The following is a 15,009-nucleotide window of genomic DNA, read 5'->3' on the forward strand; positions in this document are numbered from 1 at the left end:
TAGGCTGTGAGATCGGCCAGTGGTTTCCATGACCGGCGCATCGTATTTCGACTTTCTCGCTGCGCTCATACTCGCGGTTCTGCACTGAAGGAGCCATCATGAGCTTCACGCCCGAAATCATTGTTGTCGTTGTGGTGGGTGGCCTCGTCTGCGGCTTCCTGAACACTGTGGCCTCGTCGGGATCGGCGGTCACCCTGCCTATCCTGATGGCGATCGGTCTGCCTGCGGCCGCCGCGAACGCGACCAATCGCGTCCCGGTTCTGGTTGGCGCCATGGCCGCTACAGTCGGGCTCGCGCGCCACGGCGCCATGCTGTTGACGACTTCAGCAGCAATGCTCGTTTTCGTCACGCATCAAAGCGTCGAGTGGGGGATCGGCGGTCTAATGGGAATTGGCGCTTTGTTTGGTGGGCTCCTGGGCGCGCGCGTCGCCGTCTCTGAGCATGCCCGACGTTGGATCGTCGGCTTGCTTGTGGTCGTAATCGTCGGCGAACTGATTCATCTGGCCGTGCCACTGCATTGGCTCGATAAAGAGATCAGACCTGCCATCGATGTCTTTTCCGCCGTATATCCTGCAGCACTTCAAACCGTCGCACGGCTGCGTGTTTGAGCACCGGCTTGAAAGTTCTGGGTTTGGCCAGAAGACGATGCTCGGCCAGCTGAATCGACTGACCGAACAACGGCGAACACCAGTCATCGGAACGGAACGCGTCTTGCTGGCTGCTTGGCATTTGTACCGCCGGCACCAAAAGAGATGACCTACGGAACCTTCCCACCCTGGCTGAATACGCTATCGGTCACGTGGATCATTTTGGGCGCGATATCCGCAGGTGCGGTCGTCGTTGACGAAGTTCGACACCCCCAGAAGATGTGGGTCATGAACGTCGTCTGGCCCCTAACGGCGTTGTTCGGCACAGTCGTATGGGGTGCCGCCTACTACGCGTGGGGACGAAATATCGCTGACGCCGGCCGGAAGGCCGACGACCAGCCGTTCGCCGTGATGGCGATGAAAGGGACGAGCCACTGCGGTGCCGGCTGCACGCTGGGAGACATCATTGTCGAGTGGTCGGCGTTTGCCTTCCCCGCATTGGCGGTCTGGTTCGGGTGGCACACGGTGTTCAACGAAAAAACGTTTGCCGTCTGGATCCCCGATTTCGTCGTCGCCTTTCTGCTCGGCATCGTCTTTCAGTATTTCACCATCAAACCGATGCGGGGGCTGTCGGTAGGCGCAGGTCTGGTGGCCGCCGTCAAAGCTGATATCGCGTCGATCACTGCGTGGCAGGTGGGCATGTATGGACTTATGGCCATCATCCAATTCTTGTGGTTCAAGCCGGCTTACGGGGGGATCGCGAAAGTCGCGAGTGCGGAATTCTGGTTCGCCATGCAACTCGCCATGCTCGCGGGATTCGCAACCAGCTATCCCGTCAACTGGTGGTTAATCCGTTCGGGTGTAAAGGAAAAAATGTAAATCCGCCCGACTGAGGTGACGTTCACGATTGGGCACGCGGTCTGCGGGGGTTAGGAGGCGGGCACGCAAGTGCTCGGGAAAATCACAGACATCGCGGAGGATCAAATGACACAGAAACACCAAGCTTGCGTTGAAGCCTGCGACGCATGCGCTAGCGCTTGCGACCATTGCGCAGCCGCATGCCTTTCGGAACAAAACGTTTCCGAAATGGCCGGATGCATCAAGACGGACATGGACTGTGCGGATATTTGCCGCCTCGCATCCGCTGTCATGGCTCGCGACAGTAGTCGCGCAAAGGAAGTTTGCTCGCTATGCGCGTCGATATGCGACGCGTGCGCCTCTGAATGTGACAAGCATCAGCACGAACACTGTAAGCAATGCGCAGAAGCCTGTCGGCGTTGCGCGGAACAATGCCGCGCTATGGGGTAGTGAGCCGGAACCATCGCGCGCTTCCCGCGGCCAAGAGGATGCGTAGCAGGGACGCGGATAGCTCGACGAGACGTTCGACCAGACTACGAGTCCAACGCGACCACGATCTTGCCGCGCATATGACCCGTCTTGTTACGTTCGATAGCGGTCGCTACTTCCTCGAACCCGAATATCTCGCCGACTTCTACGCGTAGCTCGTTTTTGGCCACGCTCCGGCATAGCGCTTCCAGTCGCCGCGTGTCGGGGTGGAAGCGGAACCATGTGCCGCGTCGCCCGGCAGGCAGGCGGCTTTCGATGTCCGGCACCGCGGTCGTCACCAGATGTCCCGTGTCGCTGAGGGTCGTCCATAGGCGATCGAGTGTCGCCGGGCCCACCAGATCAAGCGCCCAGGTCAAGTGGCGCACCCGTGGAGCGCGCCACTCGAATTGCCTGGTTCTGGTCGGGCTGGCGTCCCGTCAGGATTTGATGAACTCGAGAAGGTCGGGGTTTAGGACGTCCGCGTGGGTGGTCAGCATGCCGTGCGGGAAGCCAGTGTATGTCTTCAGCACACCGTTTGCGAGCAGGTCGACCGCGCGGGGCACCGAACTGGCGAACGGGACGATCTGGTCATCTTCGCCGTGCATGACCAGTACCGGCACAGTGATCTTCTTCAGATCTTCGGTGTAGTCCTCCAGCCAGGAGAATACGGTCTCGTAGTGGGCCTGGGCGCTGCCGGCCATGCCCTGGCGCCACCAGTTCGCGATCACCGCCTCAGACGGCTTGGCGCCCGCACGGTTGAAGCCATAGAACGGACCCTCCGGGACTGCCCGGTAAAACTCCGACCGGTTGCCAAGCACGCCTGACTTAACCGCGTCGAACCACTCCCGCGGCTGACCTGCAGGGTTCGCGTCGGTTTTCACCATGTTCGGCGTCAGCGAGGCCACCAGCACTGCCTTGGCGACCCGCTCCTGGTGGCGAGCGACGTAGCGGGCCACCTCGCCGCCGCCGGTGGAGTGCCCGATATGGATCGCGTCGCGGACGCCGAGGTGTTCGGTCAGTGCAGCGAGGTCAGCGACCCAGTGGTCCATGTCGTTACCGGTGCCGACTTGCTCGGACCGACCGTGCCCGCGCCGGTCATGGGCGATTACGCGGTAGCCGTGGTGAAGGAAAAACATCATCTGGGCGTCCCAGTCGTCGGCCGACAGGGGCCAGCCATGGCTGAAGACGATCGGCTGACCGGACCCCCAGTCCTTGTAGAAGATCTTTACGCCGTCCGGAGTGGTGATCGTAGGCATCGCTGGTACCTCCTATAAGAGATTGATTGAAGTGTTGGTTCTCCGCGAGACATCGAGAATGCCGCCAGCGGCTTCTTTCGAAGTCTTATTTCATGCGCATCTGAAAACCGCGCGAGCGGAGCGCACTCCGATCGCTGCGATGGATCTCTAAATGTCCCTCGGCGCGACGTCCTTGCTCCTGGCGCTTGAACGCATCGAGTACAGGAATCGGACTGTGATTAAGCACTCGGAATGCGGTGACCACGCCAGCGACAACTCCGCCTGGGCGGCTTGACCCGTCGATACGGCAGCCGTTGCAATATAGGTATCCCTTGCCTCGATGACAAAGACTTTCTATGATTTGACCTATGCCTCAAAGGCATACAGGAGAGCCAATGGAACTTCGACATCTGCGATATTTCATCGCGGTTGCGGAGGAAGGAAGCCTTTTGACAGCCGCCCAACGGCGGTTACACACGTCGCAGCCGTCACTTAGCCGGCAGATCCGCGATCTTGAATTCGAAGTGGGTGTGAAATTACTGGAGCGCCAGGCACGCGGCGTGGCGCTTACCACTGCTGGAAAAATTTTCCTTGATTACGCGCGTCTGGCGCTGCTGCAAGTCGAAGCTGCTATCGACGGCGCACGGCGCGCGGAACAGCCTGAAAAGCCCATTTTGGCCATGGGTTTCCTTGCGGGGCAGGAAGTCGTATGGTTACCGCACGCGCTGCACATCCTCCGCGAGGAGGCACCAGATGCGGAGATCACACTGTGCAGCCAGTCTTCTCCTGAACTCGCTCTTGGGCTGATGCGAGGAAAGCTAGACGTCGCCTTCCTTCGCCCCGAGAGACAGACCGTTGGCCTGTCATTCAAAGTCTTGGCGAAGGAGCCACTGATCGCCGTACTGCCGGCAGACCACCGGCTGACGTCACGCAAGAAAATGCGGCCGCAGGATCTCGCCAGCCAAATTTACGTCAGTTCATCCAAGACTTCTCCCGTACTGGAATCCGTGATTCAGCACTACGCATCGAGCGTCGGAATAACGCTCAAGGCGGGATACGAAGGCGAAAACCTCCCGTCCGCAATGTCGCTCGTTACGTCAACGGGTGGCGTTACGCTTATCCCGCTGTATGCGCAAAATATGCTGACACCAAACGTTGTTGCGAGGGCGCTTGACGGCGTACCTCCGACGATTGATCTCGTCTTGGGATACAGCGATGCAAATACAAACCCGTTACTTCTTCGGCTGTTATCTCGTGCGGACGAGTTGGTCGCAAATGTTCAAGATCAAAGCATCATTCGCTATGCCGTCTAGGTCATGGACGCCGGCTCGGTCACTTCGAGATCGAACCTCGACCATGCAAACTGGATGGTCGCCTCGACCGGCGGCTCCTGGCCGGTCGCAGTCCTATGCAGCGCGGATGAACAGCTGAACTTCGGAACATCACGCTGGGCAGCACACGACCCGAAGCCGACTTGCCATGTTCTCTTTCAGACGTCCGATAAGCGCGTAATAGCGGCTGAAAACCGTTTCCCCTACTCGCGGTGAACCTTGCCTTTCAGACTGGCCGAAAAACGGGGTGCTTCAGGTCTGCTCACGATACCCGGGCGTATACTTTTTGCGATCGGGTGCATGTCCGGCAGGCTAACGTTGTGTTCCTGGCTGAAAAATCCCACGGTTCGCGAGGACATAGTCGTGCACTGACATCGGCTTTTGTCCGGTAATCCGTTCGACAATATCGTTCGTGCCGGCGAATTCGCCAGCCTGGTAGCCGCGATACACAGACGTAATGTGCTGGATGAAATGCGCCGACAACCCGATTTGCGTGAGACGCGCCTCGAATGACTCCAGGCTTTCCGCTTCGTAACGCACCGGGCGATCAAGCGCATCGCCGACCATCTTCGCTACCTGCGTGTGATCGAGTTCTTCGGCGCCGAACAGCGGGTATGTCTTGCCCGCATGCGGCTCGGGGTCTAGCAGGATCCGGGCGATCACACGGCCTTGATCGGCCGCGGCGATCGGCGCGTGACGTCCATCACCAGCGGGTACGCGCAGCAAGTCATGGTTCGCGATTTGCGACCGCTGAAATCCGTAGCTCAGCCACTCCATAAAGAGCGTCGGCCGCAGATGCGTGACGGGAACGCCCGCCCAATCGAACACGCGCTCACCATACCAGTGCGCAAGCGAAGCCCGGCTCTGCGCATCGGCACTCGCGGAAATCTGCGACATGTTGACGATCAAGCGAACGCCCGCCAGCTTCGCGGCATGCGCAAAATAGGCCGTCGCATCGACGAGCTGCGGCTGCATGATCGGGTACACGAAGTACGCGCCGGTCACGTTTTGTAGCGCCGCCTGGACGGCATGACTGTCCAGCAGATCGCCGACAACAATCTCAACGCCTCGTGCACGCAATGCGGAGGCACGCTCATCGTCGCGATGAACGAGCGCCCGCACGCGCGCGCCCCTCGACAAGAGTTCCTCGATGGCTGCGCCACCCGTCGCGCCGGTCGCGCCCGTAATCAGATACAGATAGTCCTTCATGTCATGCTCCAGGATCGGAAAGAGAGATTTCCCCTGCGGCGTGGTTAGCCTGCGGACTGGCGCAGCGGTGCCGGCGGAACGACGGTGGTGACCTGCCCGGTTTTGACGTCGTAGACCAGACCCGACACGACGAGGCCATCGGGAAGTTCCTTGTTCGCACGAAGTGCCGCGGCGTCGAGGGCCACTGCCTTGTAGGGCTCCGTAATGGCAAGCCCATCAAGCGCCTCTGTCTCGACACCGAGATGCTTCGCGAGCAACGCAGGCGCATGCTTGTGACAGCCGATGATTCCGCAATCGGTGTGCTGGAGCAGGACAAGGTTGCGCGCGCCGTCGGGGCGACCTGCCGCCCTGGCGAGAACGCTCAGTATGGACAGCGTTTCGAGCAACGGTTTGTTCAACCGGCCGCCTACGTTACGGATCACGGCCGCTTCACCCTGCTTCAAGCCCAGCACGTGCGCGGGGTCGACGCGCGGATCGACACAGCCGATCACGACCGTTCCTGTCGACGGCATCATCTTGAGTTCGGGTGCGAATGCCGTTTTGGAGAAGTCGGCGTTGCGCTCCAGCATGACATCGTTGAAGTCCATTTTTCATACTCCTGTATTTCGAGGGCGACGTGGCCCGGTCGAATTCGCCGTCATTGTCGTTTCGCACGGGCGTAACGCATTCGACGACGGGTATCGTGCGATTGCGCAAGCGGCTCAGGCGAGTACTTCCGGCTGCTCGGCCGGTTCTTCTTCCGGTATGCGCAGCGATCGCTCTATCACGTGGTTCTTCGGCGTACGGTCGATCACGAGCCCCAGCACGTCGGGGCGGCTGTAATGGCCACGCGAATCCATCATGCGTTTGCGCTTGTCGATCTGCCAGAAATCCAGATCGGCGATGATCTCGCCTTCTCCTTCACGCAGCGGCTGACCGCCCATGAACTCGCCGTCAGGCGAAACGATGGCGGTGAAACAACCGCTGGAGATCGGGCCGAGCTGGGTTGTGTGGGTATCCTGCAGAATCTGCTGTTGCTGCTCAGGTGTGAGCCACGCGGTTGCGTTGACCACGAAAGCGCCGGCCTCCAGCGCGTGCTGACGGATGTTGACCGATATCTGCTCGGAGAATAGATCGCCCGCAAACGAACCCGGGTACATGGCCGAATGAATTTCCTCACCGTCGGCCATCAGCGCATAGCGGGCCAACGGGTTATAGTGCTCCCAGCAGGCCAGTTGGCCTACGCGGCCCACAGCCGTATCGACGGCGCGCAGGCCTGAGCCGTCGCCCATTCCCCAGACCATTCGCTCGTGATAAGTCGGCGAGAGCTTGCGGCGGCGCTGCACGAGCGTGCCGTCGGCGTCGAATAGCAGTTGCGTGTTGTAGATCGTGCCGCTGTCGCGTTCATTGACGCCGATCGACACCACCATGCCGGCCTGTCGAGCCGCCTCGCCGATTGCGCGAGTCGAGTCTGACGGAACCGTCACGGCCTGCTCGAGCAGCTTGTAGTGCTCGGCGCCCATCGCAAACGGCGATTCGATGAACGAGAAGTACGGGTAATACGGAACGACGGTCTCCGGGAACGTCGCGAACTGGACGCCCTGCTGGCCGAGCGCCAGAATTTTTCTGACGACCTTATCAACAGTGCCTTCCCGGCTATAGAGAACAGGCGCGATCTGGACGGCGGCGGCGCGGATGATTTTCGACATGATGGTGCTCCTTTCGCTGGCTGCGAGACGGATTTGAGAAGTGCTTGTACCTTAGCGCCGCGGGCCATTACGATGATGTCGTTGTTGCCACCATTCATGACATCCGTTGTCTGCGCAGCACGCGCACTACTCAGTTTCACCAGACTGCTATCTGGGAATCAGGTGGCGCCCATTCATGTCACATTCCATGTTGCGGATGGCGAACTAAACATGCACCGGATTGGCTTTATCGTACCGAGAAGATTTCAGATGATGAGTCTCGCGGCCCTCACTGTGTTCGAGGTGGCGAACATGCCTCCGGGAGGCTCGTGCTACGACATTCGTGTGTTGTCTGAACATGGCGGGCCTGTCGAGTCTTCTGGTGGCATGACATTGGAAACCGACGCGTTTGGAGATCCAGCATTCGACACGGTGATCGTGGGTTCCATCACGGAAATGACCATGCCGTCAGCCGACGCTGCCGTCCTCGCATTCGTGAAAGAGGCGGCCAAAGCATCGAGACGGATCACGTCGATCTGCAGCGGCGCATTCGTGCTCGCCGAGGCCGGACTGCTGGATGGCAGGCGCGCCACGATGCATTGGGCACATGCATCCGAATTCCGGGCGCGCTTCCCCAACGTCATCACCGAAGAAGACCGGATTTTCGTCAACGACGGTCCCATCTGGACCTCGGCCGGGATGACGGCCGGCATCGACCTCGCCCTCGCGCTGCTCGATAACGACCTCGGCCCCGATGCCGCGAAACGGGTCGCCCGACTGCTTGTGATGAATCAGCGTCGGCTGGGCGGGCAAAAACAGCACTCCGCGCTGCTCGACATGACGCCAAAATCCGACCGGATCGAATCGGTGCTTGCGCACATCCGGCGCAACTTGCGCAATCCGCTCACCATTGAGGAGCTTGCGGACGTGGCGAACCTGAGCCCTCGCCAGTTCAGCCGCGCTTTTGTCGCCGAGACCGGTCAGTCGCCTGCGAAGGCAGTGGAACAGTTGCGCCTCGAAGCGGCCCGATTCATGATCGAACAAGGGCGGCACACCATTAACGTGGTGGCGCAGGAGACCGGCTTCGCGGACCGGGAGCGCATGCGCCGCGCGTTCGTCCGATCGTTCGGCGTGCCCGCCGACGTCCTGCGGAGGAACGCCCGGCGGGAACCGGTCACTGGTAGTTGAAGTTTGATCGGTTGTTGTGCCGTCCCGCAGAGGCGAAAGACGAACGATCTGGTCGGGGATTTCCGCTGTTTCGCTTGTAGCGACGGCGAACGGCTGCAATTGGATAAGCTGCGGTCGCTTGGAACGTAACGACGAACGTCACCTCATGGCCGATTGGGTGAGGTCGCCAACGGCCGCTTACTGGCATTCCACTCCGCAAACTTGAAATTGGCTGACTGACCGGTTTGGCAGGTGCACATGCCGATTGCATGAGGCGGCGATCGGCCGTGAGCGGTCATTTACACTGGCGCAGCAAATGTCGGAAAGCCGAAAGGGGATGGTCACATATCTCAGTTCAGCGTCACGCTGAACGCTTTGCGATCCTTGAAATCAATTCGTCCACCCGCGACAGAAACAGGCTGACAATCGGCGCCTTATTGCCTGGGCTGTAACCCACGGCCAGCTCTATGGTCGGAACATCCCCTTCTAGCGGCCGGCTCACGACGGACCATGGCATCAGGTTCTGCACATAGGCCGGTATCAGCGTCACGGCGCGCATCGAAGCAATCAGCGACATCACCATCGCCGGATTGTCGACGCTTTGCGCGACGTCCACTTCGACGCCCGCTTTGGCCAGATAAGCGTCGATCACCTGTCTCAGCGCCTTGGCTTTGTCCGCCATCGCGATGAACGGCTCGTGCCGGAGTTCCTCCGCACGCACCGTTTTGCGCGCAGTCAATGGATGGTCGCTCGGCATCAGCACGACGAGCGGTTCCTTGCCGACGACCTTGTACTCGAGGCCGTATCCGGGCTCGGCTCGCATAAACGCCACGTCGAGCTTGCCGTGCGCCAGTGCGGCGGCCAGTTCCGTCGAATAGTCGCTGGAGACGGAAACCTCGATATTCGGCAACTCCTCACGCAACAGGTGCATCGCGTCGGTCAGCCATGTCATTTCCTGACCCGTCAGAAAGCCCAGCGCAAAGCGCGGTTTTGCCGGCTGCGCTGCGCGCCGTGCCGCCTCCACGGCTGTGTCCAGCTGAGCTATCGCGAGCCGCGCATGATCGATGAAGGCCTTGCCCGCGTCGGTCAGTTCGACGCCGCGCGCGCTGCGGACCAGCAGTTCCACGCCGACCTGATCCTCCAGATCGCGAATTTGCCGGCTTAACGACGGTTGCGAAGTATGCAGCCGTTTTTCAGCCGCCTCCGTCAGGCTGCCGGTCTCGGCTACCGCAATGAAGTACCGCAAATGACGCAGTTCCATGGTCTCTCGCTCCATGCCTGTCAGGCATGCACCCAAGCTTTCAAAGTCTTTTTAATCGACCCGGCAAGCACGTAGATTAGCCCTGTCATCAATTTCCTCACCGCGAACGCCACTAAGCCATACGTCGCAGCGATGCCTCACAGGAGTTTCTCATGAACCGCCCCGTCGTCCTCATCACCGGCGCGCTGACCGGCATCGGTCGCGCCACCGCCATCGCTTTCGCCCGCTCCGGAGCGCGGCTCGTCGTCTCCGGCCGTCGCCCCGCAGAGGGTGCAGCCCTCGAGGCCGAGTTGCGCGAGCTGGGCGCTGAAGCCTTCTTCGTTCAGGCCGACGTCCGCCATGACGAAGAGGTCCGCAGTCTCATCGATCAAGCCGTTTCCCGGTTCGGCAGGCTGGACATCGCGGTCAACAATGCCGGCACAGAAGGCACGCCTGGGCCGGTAACCGATGTGTCCGCTGACAGCTATGCCGCTACCTTCGACACCAACGTGCTAGGCATGCTGTTGAGCCTCAAGCACGAACTGCGCGTCATGACGGCCCAACGTTCCGGCAGCGTGATCAACATCTCGTCGACTTACGGCCACGAAGGTGCGGCCTATGCCGCCATTTACGCCGGCAGCAAGCACGCCGTCGAAGGGTTCACCCGATCGACGGCGCTCGAAGTGGCCAGCACGGGGGTGCGCGTCAATGCGGTCGCGCCAGGACCGACCGACACCGGCATGCTCGACCGCTTTACCGGCACACCAGAGAGGAAAGCGGCGCTGGCACGTGGCGTGCCGCTCGCGCGTATCGGTAACCCGGCGGACATCGCCGCAGCGGTGCTCTATCTGGCGTCCGAAGGCGCGGCCTTCGTGACGGGGCAGATCGTCACGGTCGACGGCGGCAAGACGGCTGGCTGATCCGCGCTTTCTTCCCTCCCCTACCCTCTGATGCCGGGAGTATCGAATCATGAACACGCTATCGGGCAAGACCGCGCTGGTGACCGGCGCATCACGCGGCATCGGCCGCGCCAGCGCGCTTGCGCTGGCGAAGGCAGGTGCCCAGGTGCTGGTGCACTATGGCCGAGGCGCGCAGGAGGCCGACGCTGTCGTCGCGGAGATAAGGAAAGCGGGCGGTACAGCCGAGAAGGTTGCCGCTGACCTGCGCGCCGCTGATGGTCCACACCTGCTCGCGCAGCGGACGCGCGCGATCGTCGGCGGCCGCCTCGACATCCTGGTTGCCAATGCCGGCATTTCCGGCGCGGCGACGATTGAAGAAACAACAGTCGAACACTTCGACAACCTGTTCGCGGTGAACGTACGCGCGCCGTTCTTCCTTGTTCAGCAACTGCTGCCCGTGATGTGCAAGGGCAGCAGCATCGCGCTGCTTTCTTCGCTAGCCGCGCGCGCGGCGCTCGGCACGCTGGCCGCCTATGCGGCCACCAAGGGCGCCATCGACACGCTCGTCAAACATTTCGGCGCGGCGCTCGGTGACCGGGGCATTCGGGTCAATGCTGTCGCGCCCGGTGTGGTGCCGACCGATATGTCCAGTTTCGCGAAGACTGAAGCAGGACAAGACTTCGCGATCGGCATTCAGGCGCTAAAACGCATGGCGCAACCAGATGACATCGGTGCGGCTGTGGCCGAGGCCTCCCGCATGGATCACAATAACGGCGTCCCATCCCGGGTAAGGATTGACTTCGGTCAAATCAGATGGTCGAACCGCAATCAAAATGAAGTCTTCTCGCCGAACCGACCCTTTGCTTGCGGTGACACGATCACGGCGTTACCTGCACGAGCGGAATGATGAGCCTCAGAATTCCCGTCCTCGCGGTGTTCTTCATGATGCTGGCTGCTCCGCTTCAGGCTGCAAGTGGGGAGGCTCTGCCGGACGCGGCCCCCGTCCTTGAGTCGGCACTGGAAACGGCTCCGGTCGACATCGACGGTCAGCTCCTGTTCAAGGTCCGCGGGGTTTCGTCGTTTCCCGCCGAGGAACGCGCCCAGGCCATCAGGAGACGCATCGAAAAGGTAGCCGCGGACCTCTCATTCCCGAGCGACGGTTTGAGTACCGAGGTCGTTGAGAACGTCACGATGATCATGGCCGGGGAAACTACGCTGATGATCGTGAGCGAAGCGGATGCCCGGTTGGAACACACGAGCCGCGACCATCTTGCCACGTTGAATCTGATACGAATCCAACGGGCCATCGACGAATACCGGCAGTCCCGTAGAAACGACGTCATGCTCAAAGCGGGGCTGTATGGTGCCGGAGCCACGGCCCTACTGGCACTCGGTATCGCAGTTCTGCTCGTGCTCAACCGGTGGTTAGACAAGGCGCTCTCGCACGTTCTGGAGAGTCGTGTGCACGCCGTGGGCATCCAGTCTTTTGAGATTGTGCGTTCCGAGACTATCTGGAAGACATTTCATGGACTGATGCTTGTGATTGGCGTCGCAACCATCGTTGTGTCCGCGTATGCCTACCTGCATTACGTACTTGCGCTCTTTCCCTGGACCCGCTCCCTCTCCAACGGCCTATTCATCATTGCCGCTGGTGCGGTCGAGCGTATGGGCAAATCCGTGGGTGCGATGATCCCGGACATTCTCATTCTGGCCATCATTTATTATTTGTCCCGGTTCGTTCTGCGCCGGACCCAACGTTTCTTCGATGCGATGGCGCAGAAGCGCGTCACCTTCGCGCAATTCGAGCCGGAATGGGCCCTCCCGACCTACAAGCTTGTCCGGGTTTTGATCGTGGCCTTCGCGCTTATCGTCGCGTACCCGTACATCCCCGGCTCCGAGTCTGCCGCCTTCAAAGGGATTTCGATCTTCATCGGTCTGGTGATCTCCCTCGGCTCGTCGACCGCGATTTCCAATCTCATTGCCGGTTATCTGATGACGTATCGAAGGGTGTTCAAGGTCGGGGACCGGGTGAAGGTGGGAGAGGTGATCGGGGAGGTGATCGCCATCCGCCTCCAGGTGACCCATCTGCGGACGGTCAAGAACGAAGAGGTCACGATTCCCAATTCCCAGATCCTGAACGGCGACGTCACGAACTTCAGCTCCATGGCAGGTACCCGGGGATTGATCCTACATACCACGGTCGGAATTGGGTACGAGACCCCCTGGCGACAGGTTGAGGCCTTGCTACGTATGGCCGCGGAGCGAACTTTGGGCGTGCTCAGGGAGCCGCAGCCGTTCATTCTGCTCATCAAGCTGGGGGACTTTGCGGTCACCTACGAACTGAATGTCTATATCCATGACCCGCATCTGATCGCCCGGATCTATGCGGACCTGCACCGGCACATACTCGATGTCTTCAACGAGTACGGGGTGCAAATCATGACGCCTGCTTACGAGGGCGATCCCGACCAACCGAAGGTTGTCCCGCGGGAGCAGTGGTATACGGCACCGGCATCGCCCGATGAGAGGAAGGCGAGTTCGACTACTGACGATCGCCCGTAGCGGAGAAAGAGACGCATCGTCGCGATTTCCGGAGGTGAATCACCGCAAGCCTTCGGCGAAGAACCACGCCGCCATCGTCCGTGCCAGTTCGAGCACGACCTCCGCGTCCGTCCGGCCGGAGGACGCGCGCACGTGTAACGAATGATCTGCGTCGTCCACCAGATGCAGCGCGGCGCGTGGCCCCAGCGTCTCGACGACCGACCTCAGCAGGTGAAGCTCTGCCAGCTTGTCGCGCGTGCCCTGCAGAAAGAGAAGTGGCACCGTGACGTCCGCCAGGTGCCGTGCCCGCTCCACGCCGGGCGCGCCCGCCGGGTGCAACGGGAACGCGACGAAAGCGAGGCCACGCACGCCGTCGAGTGGGGAGATGGCTTGGGCTTGGGACGTCATGCGGCCGCCGTACGATCTGCCGCCGGCGAAGAGCGGCAGGGCTGGCAGCCGCCGGCGGGCCTCCGCGACGGCTGCCTGCACGGCAGCATGTGCCACGGCCGGCGAGTCCACCCGCCTGGAGCCCCGCTCCATGTACGGAAACTGGTAGCGCAATGTGGCGACGTTGGCCGCCGCAAGCGCGTCGGCCAACGACGACATGCCGGCGTGCTGCATGCCCGCCCCGGCACCGTGCGCGAAGACATACAGGGCTCGTGCGCCCTCCGGCACCCGGAGGAGCGCAGAGACCTTGGTGCCGTCGGGCAGTGCTATGGAAAGCGATTCTGGTTCGTCCATCGTATTCAGGTCGTGTCGTTGCGGCCTTAGCGCCGATTCTGCATCAGTGAGGCATCGGGGTGTGTTTGTGGCGGCCTCCGGCAAGGCATGCACAGGTGTTCTGGGTTCGGCCATGAACAGTCAGTCGACGCGGACAGCCAAAACGTTGACAATCTGTGTCCCTAACTCCCCGTGTGTTGAGCCTCAGACACCAGCCAGCCACAAGCGGTCAATCGACGTGCAGGTCCAGATCGCCGACAATCCAGTGCCACCAGTGGACACCAGGCGTTGAACGACATATGAATTTCACCTTCCAGCCGCGATGGAAAGAAGAGCTTGTTTGTTCAAGTTCACTTGGCGAATTGATTCTCGAAATGCCCATGGGTGTTCCCTCCATCTATCTACCAACCGAAGCGGTGTGGCAAGCCGCTGCACCCGAATGGGCACGACCGTACTGGAACTCGATTCACGTGCAACTGAAAGCGTGGTGCGCACTCCGTGACATTCCCCTTTTTGTGGACGATACGGCAAGCGTATTCACGCAGTAGCGCCCCATAGCGAACTCGCGACTCAGTCAGGTTCTTGTGCCAGTGACGTAGAGAAAGTCGACGCAGTGTGCGCTACCGTTCAACTGATTTTTCATAAGCAGTCATTCAACCACGCCCCTCTGATTTTCAGCGCCCTTTCGGAAGGGCAAGTGCCCTGAGAAGCTCGCAGTGCTCGGCGGTGCGACTGCTGCAATCAGCCACCTGCCGCAGCGCACGCCGCATACGCTGAAGGTCGCGGATCTTGCCCTCGATGTCGTCGAGGTGAACACGAGTCATACGGTCGGCGTCCGCGCAAGGACGCTCAGGGTGATGCGCCAGTTCGATCAATTCGCGGATCTCGTCGATGGTAAATCCCAGTTCCCTGCCGCGGCGAATGAATGCCAGACGCTCCAGTGAGGTGTCGTCGTATCGCCGGTAGCCGTTGCTTGCCCGGCTGATTGCAGGTAACAGGTCGACTTTCTCGTAGTAGCGGATCGTTTCGACATTGACGCCCGAGCGCTGGCCCAGGTCGCCGATGGAGTATGTGTCAGTCATCGCTT

General features: G+C 60.8%; 17 protein-coding genes. 9 read left to right on the forward strand and 8 right to left on the reverse strand.

Translation table 11 applies throughout. The features are described 5' to 3' along the window. Nucleotides 1–98: 98 nt before the first annotated feature. The 3 genes from BX592_RS22445 to BX592_RS35380 all read left to right on the forward strand — a co-directional run bounded on the left by BX592_RS22445 (nt 99) and on the right by BX592_RS35380 (nt 1,895). Nucleotides 99–608, forward strand: a complete 510-nt coding sequence (locus BX592_RS22445) for a sulfite exporter TauE/SafE family protein (protein WP_134194628.1) — start codon at nt 99–101, stop codon at nt 606–608. A gap of 144 nt (nt 609–752) precedes the next feature. Then, the gene (locus tag BX592_RS22450) at nt 753–1,466 is read left to right on the forward strand and encodes a DUF4396 domain-containing protein (protein WP_134194630.1); all 714 of its coding nucleotides are present in this window, start codon (nt 753–755) and stop codon (nt 1,464–1,466) included. Between the two features lie 105 nt (nt 1,467–1,571). Then, nucleotides 1,572–1,895 carry a four-helix bundle copper-binding protein gene (locus tag BX592_RS35380; RefSeq protein WP_134194632.1) on the forward strand — a complete coding sequence of 108 codons (324 nt, stop codon included), beginning with the start codon at nt 1,572–1,574 and terminating at the stop codon, nt 1,893–1,895. 83 nt (nt 1,896–1,978) lie between these two features. On the opposite strand, the gene BX592_RS22460 is transcribed toward BX592_RS35380, so the two are convergent. After that, the gene (locus BX592_RS22460; RefSeq protein ID WP_166676428.1) at nt 1,979–2,290 is read right to left on the reverse strand and encodes a zinc-binding dehydrogenase; all 312 of its coding nucleotides are present in this window, start codon (nt 2,288–2,290) and stop codon (nt 1,979–1,981) included. A gap of 60 nt (nt 2,291–2,350) precedes the next feature. Continuing rightward, a complete protein-coding gene (locus BX592_RS22465; RefSeq protein WP_134194636.1) occupies nt 2,351–3,169 on the reverse strand; it encodes an alpha/beta fold hydrolase in 819 nt (272 codons plus the stop codon). Nucleotides 3,170–3,543: 374 nt separating this feature from the next. Here BX592_RS22465 and BX592_RS22470 point away from each other — a divergent pair, with 374 nt between their 5' ends. Then, a complete protein-coding gene (locus BX592_RS22470; protein ID WP_134194638.1) occupies nt 3,544–4,461 on the forward strand; it encodes a LysR substrate-binding domain-containing protein in 918 nt (305 codons plus the stop codon). A gap of 330 nt (nt 4,462–4,791) precedes the next feature. Here BX592_RS22470 and BX592_RS22475 read toward each other — a convergent pair whose 3' ends face one another. The 3 genes from BX592_RS22475 to BX592_RS22485 all read right to left on the reverse strand — a co-directional run bounded on the left by BX592_RS22475 (nt 4,792) and on the right by BX592_RS22485 (nt 7,376). Beyond that, on the reverse strand, nt 4,792–5,688 hold the full coding sequence (locus BX592_RS22475; RefSeq protein WP_134194640.1) for an NmrA family NAD(P)-binding protein: 897 nt from the start codon (nt 5,686–5,688) through the stop codon (nt 4,792–4,794). Nucleotides 5,689–5,732: 44 nt separating this feature from the next. After that, a complete protein-coding gene (locus tag BX592_RS22480; RefSeq protein WP_134194642.1) occupies nt 5,733–6,275 on the reverse strand; it encodes a carbonic anhydrase in 543 nt (180 codons plus the stop codon). Between the two features lie 114 nt (nt 6,276–6,389). Next, nucleotides 6,390–7,376: a nitrilase-related carbon-nitrogen hydrolase gene (locus BX592_RS22485; RefSeq protein ID WP_134194644.1), complete on the reverse strand. Its 987-nt coding sequence runs from the start codon at nt 7,374–7,376 to the stop codon at nt 6,390–6,392. A gap of 210 nt (nt 7,377–7,586) precedes the next feature. Here BX592_RS22485 and BX592_RS22490 point away from each other — a divergent pair, with 210 nt between their 5' ends. After that, nucleotides 7,587–8,543, forward strand: coding sequence for a GlxA family transcriptional regulator (locus BX592_RS22490; protein ID WP_134194646.1), 957 nt, complete (start codon nt 7,587–7,589; stop codon nt 8,541–8,543). A gap of 340 nt (nt 8,544–8,883) precedes the next feature. Here the strand turns inward: BX592_RS22490 and BX592_RS22495 are convergent, their stop codons facing one another. Beyond that, nucleotides 8,884–9,783, reverse strand: a complete 900-nt coding sequence (locus BX592_RS22495; RefSeq protein WP_134194648.1) for a LysR substrate-binding domain-containing protein — start codon at nt 9,781–9,783, stop codon at nt 8,884–8,886. Between the two features lie 152 nt (nt 9,784–9,935). Here BX592_RS22495 and BX592_RS22500 point away from each other — a divergent pair, with 152 nt between their 5' ends. Genes BX592_RS22500 through BX592_RS22510 form a run of 3 tightly spaced genes read left to right on the forward strand, consistent with a single transcriptional unit; the run spans nt 9,936 to nt 13,223 of the window. After that, nucleotides 9,936–10,682, forward strand: coding sequence for an SDR family NAD(P)-dependent oxidoreductase (locus BX592_RS22500; RefSeq protein WP_134194650.1), 747 nt, complete (start codon nt 9,936–9,938; stop codon nt 10,680–10,682). Nucleotides 10,683–10,731: 49 nt separating this feature from the next. Continuing rightward, the gene (locus tag BX592_RS22505; protein WP_243849674.1) at nt 10,732–11,568 is read left to right on the forward strand and encodes an SDR family NAD(P)-dependent oxidoreductase; all 837 of its coding nucleotides are present in this window, start codon (nt 10,732–10,734) and stop codon (nt 11,566–11,568) included. Continuing rightward, complete coding sequence (locus tag BX592_RS22510) at nt 11,565–13,223, forward strand: mechanosensitive ion channel family protein (protein ID WP_243849675.1); 1,659 nt, start codon at nt 11,565–11,567, stop codon at nt 13,221–13,223. Before BX592_RS22505 ends, BX592_RS22510 begins: the two co-directional genes overlap by 4 nt. Nucleotides 13,224–13,262: 39 nt before the next feature. Here the strand turns inward: BX592_RS22510 and BX592_RS22515 are convergent, their stop codons facing one another. Further along, on the reverse strand, nt 13,263–13,943 hold the full coding sequence (locus BX592_RS22515; RefSeq protein ID WP_134194652.1) for an alpha/beta hydrolase family protein: 681 nt from the start codon (nt 13,941–13,943) through the stop codon (nt 13,263–13,265). A gap of 278 nt (nt 13,944–14,221) precedes the next feature. On the opposite strand from BX592_RS22515, the gene BX592_RS22520 reads away from it, so the two are divergent. After that, nucleotides 14,222–14,470: a hypothetical protein gene (locus tag BX592_RS22520; protein WP_134194654.1), complete on the forward strand. Its 249-nt coding sequence runs from the start codon at nt 14,222–14,224 to the stop codon at nt 14,468–14,470. Between the two features lie 126 nt (nt 14,471–14,596). Here the strand turns inward: BX592_RS22520 and BX592_RS22525 are convergent, their stop codons facing one another. Next, complete coding sequence (locus BX592_RS22525; protein WP_134194656.1) at nt 14,597–15,004, reverse strand: MerR family transcriptional regulator; 408 nt, start codon at nt 15,002–15,004, stop codon at nt 14,597–14,599. Nucleotides 15,005–15,009 lie beyond the last annotated feature (5 nt).

This window comes from Paraburkholderia rhizosphaerae (genome assembly GCF_004366595.1).
Taxonomy (GTDB): domain Bacteria; phylum Pseudomonadota; class Gammaproteobacteria; order Burkholderiales; family Burkholderiaceae; genus Paraburkholderia; species Paraburkholderia rhizosphaerae.

Bases quoted from the DNA above. Each gene is read 5' to 3' on its own strand.
- BX592_RS22445 (WP_134194628.1), top strand. From the start codon at position 99: ATGAGCTTCACGCCCGAAATCATTGTTGTCGTTGTGGTGGGTGGCCTC.
- BX592_RS22450 (WP_134194630.1), top strand. From the start codon at position 753: ATGACCTACGGAACCTTCCCACCCTGGCTGAATACGCTATCGGTCACG.
- BX592_RS35380 (WP_134194632.1), top strand. From the start codon at position 1,572: ATGACACAGAAACACCAAGCTTGCGTTGAAGCCTGCGACGCATGCGCT.
- BX592_RS22465 (WP_134194636.1), bottom strand. From the start codon at position 3,169: ATGCCTACGATCACCACTCCGGACGGCGTAAAGATCTTCTACAAGGAC.
- BX592_RS22470 (WP_134194638.1), top strand. From the start codon at position 3,544: ATGGAACTTCGACATCTGCGATATTTCATCGCGGTTGCGGAGGAAGGA.
- BX592_RS22475 (WP_134194640.1), bottom strand. From the start codon at position 5,688: ATGAAGGACTATCTGTATCTGATTACGGGCGCGACCGGCGCGACGGGT.
- BX592_RS22480 (WP_134194642.1), bottom strand. From the start codon at position 6,275: ATGGACTTCAACGATGTCATGCTGGAGCGCAACGCCGACTTCTCCAAA.
- BX592_RS22485 (WP_134194644.1), bottom strand. From the start codon at position 7,376: ATGTCGAAAATCATCCGCGCCGCCGCCGTCCAGATCGCGCCTGTTCTC.
- BX592_RS22490 (WP_134194646.1), top strand. From the start codon at position 7,587: ATGCACCGGATTGGCTTTATCGTACCGAGAAGATTTCAGATGATGAGT.
- BX592_RS22495 (WP_134194648.1), bottom strand. From the start codon at position 9,783: ATGGAACTGCGTCATTTGCGGTACTTCATTGCGGTAGCCGAGACCGGC.
- BX592_RS22500 (WP_134194650.1), top strand. From the start codon at position 9,936: ATGAACCGCCCCGTCGTCCTCATCACCGGCGCGCTGACCGGCATCGGT.
- BX592_RS22505 (WP_243849674.1), top strand. From the start codon at position 10,732: ATGAACACGCTATCGGGCAAGACCGCGCTGGTGACCGGCGCATCACGC.
- BX592_RS22510 (WP_243849675.1), top strand. From the start codon at position 11,565: ATGATGAGCCTCAGAATTCCCGTCCTCGCGGTGTTCTTCATGATGCTG.
- BX592_RS22515 (WP_134194652.1), bottom strand. From the start codon at position 13,943: ATGGACGAACCAGAATCGCTTTCCATAGCACTGCCCGACGGCACCAAG.
- BX592_RS22520 (WP_134194654.1), top strand. From the start codon at position 14,222: ATGAATTTCACCTTCCAGCCGCGATGGAAAGAAGAGCTTGTTTGTTCA.
- BX592_RS22525 (WP_134194656.1), bottom strand. From the start codon at position 15,004: ATGACTGACACATACTCCATCGGCGACCTGGGCCAGCGCTCGGGCGTC.